2 protein-coding genes are annotated in these 1,958 nt (G+C 71.1%); one reads left to right on the top strand and one right to left on the bottom strand.

Annotated elements, in window-relative coordinates:
* Positions 1–587: FAD-binding oxidoreductase (locus CCN56_RS38530; RefSeq protein ID WP_143664786.1), on the bottom strand; the 587-nt coding region annotated here is incomplete at its 3' end.
* Between the two features lie 51 nt (positions 588–638).
* Between CCN56_RS38530 and serC the strand changes: the two genes are divergently transcribed.
* Positions 639–1,757 (top strand): phosphoserine transaminase, encoded by a 1,119-nt coding sequence (gene serC, locus CCN56_RS38525; protein WP_086832293.1) that lies wholly within the window; start codon positions 639–641, stop codon positions 1,755–1,757.
* The last annotated feature ends 201 nt before the right edge of the window (positions 1,758–1,958 follow it).

The raw sequence follows: 1,958 nt of genomic DNA, 5'->3' as shown, positions 1-1,958 counted from the left end.
GCGTCCCGCCCCGGCGTCAACCTCTCGCCTCGGTACGTCACCACTTCCAGCGAGCGCACGTTGTCCGCCGTGGTCCCCCAGGCGACCGAGTGCGCCCCGCACGCGTTGTTGCCGATCATGCCGCCGAGGGTGCAGCGGCTGTGCGTGGACGGGTCGGGGCCGAAGGTCAGCCCGTACGGGCGGGCCGCCGCCCGCAGCCGGTCCAGAACCACCCCCGGCTGGACGACGGCCGTGCGCTCGGAAGGGTCGATCGAGACGATCCGATCCATGTGCCGTGTGAGGTCGAGCACCACGCCGGTGCCGGTCGCCTGCCCTCCGATCGAGGTCCCGGCACCCCGCGCGACGACCGGGGTGGTGCCGTGCGCCCGGCACACCTCCAGGGCGGCCGCGACGTCGGCGGCGTCGCGCGGCGCGACCGTACCGGCCGGAACGCGGCGGTAGTTGGAGGCGTCCATCGTCGCCAGGGCCCTCGCGGTGACGGAGAAGTCGACGTCTCCCGCGACCGCGGCGCGCAGGTCGGAGGCCAGCTCGGACGCGTGTTCCTGGTGTGTTCCCACAACCCCAGGATGTCTCAGTCCTCGTCTCATCGGGCGGACATCCGACGACCGGCCCCGCTCCGACCCGATACTCTCCGCCTCGTGGCTGAGATCCAGATTCCCGCTGACATCAAGCCCGCCGACGGCCGTTTCGGCGCGGGCCCCTCCAAGGTGCGTACGGAGGCGCTGGACGCCCTGGCCGCCACCGGCACCTCCCTCCTCGGCACGTCCCACCGCCAGGCTCCGGTCAAGAACCTGGTCGGCGAGGTACGTGCCGGCATCTCCGACCTCTTCTCGCTGCCCGAGGGCTACGAGGTGATCCTGGGCAACGGCGGCTCCACCGCCTTCTGGGACGTCGCGACCCACGGTCTCATCGAGAACAAGTCGCAGCACCTCACCTTCGGCGAGTTCTCCTCCAAGTTCGCGAAGGCCGCCAAGCTGGCTCCCTGGCTTGCCGAGCCGACCGTGATCTCCTCCGACCCGGGCACCCACCCGGAGCCGGTGGCCGAGGCGGGCGTCGACGTCTACGCGTACACCCACAACGAGACCTCCACCGGTGTCGCCGCCCCGATCAAGCGGGTCGCGGGCGCCGACGAGGGTGCGCTCGTCCTGGTCGACGCGACCTCCGGCGCGGGCGGCCTGCCGGTCGACATCACCGAGTCGGACGTCTACTACTTCGCCCCGCAGAAGTCCTTCGCCGCCGAGGGCGGCCTGTGGCTCGCGGCCTTCTCCCCGGCCGCCCTGGAGCGCGCGAAGAAGATCCACGAGTCCGGCCGGCACATCCCGGAGTTCTTCTCGCTGCCGACGGCGATCGACAACTCGCTGAAGAACCAGACGTACAACACCCCGGCGCTCTCGACCCTCTTCCTGCTCAACGAGCAGCTGAAGTGGATCAACGGCCAGGGCGGTCTGGACTGGGCCGTGGCGCGTACGAAGGAGTCCTCGGACGCCCTGTACACGTGGGCCGAGGAGTCCAAGTACGCCTCGCCGTTCGTCGCGGACGCGGCGAAGCGCTCGCAGGTCATCGGCACGATCGACTTCGCGGACGACATCGACGCGGCGGCGGTCGCGAAGGTGCTGCGCGCCAACGGCATCGTGGACACGGAGCCGTACCGCAAGCTGGGCCGCAACCAGCTGCGGATCGCGATGTTCCCGGCGATCGACCCGGCGGACGTGCGGGCCCTGACGGCCTGCATCGACTACGTCATCGAGAAGCTGTAACACCGGGTCGTGTACGGAGGGCCCGGCGCCGGACACCGTCCGCGCCGGGCCCTTCGGCCATCCCTCGGCTATCCCTTCCGGAGCAGGCGTCTGACGCCGACCACGAGGACGGTGGCGCCGGCGAGAACGAGGAAGCCGGTGGTCGCGCTCCCCTGCCCGCCCTGCCCGCCCTGGCTTCCCCGATCTCCCGCCGTAGGGGAC

The sequence above is a fragment of the Streptomyces sp. NRRL B-24572 genome (genome assembly GCF_002156145.1).
Classification (GTDB): Bacteria; Actinomycetota; Actinomycetes; order Streptomycetales; family Streptomycetaceae; genus Streptomyces; species Streptomyces vietnamensis.
This window is presented reverse-complemented; position numbering and strand designations above follow the sequence as displayed.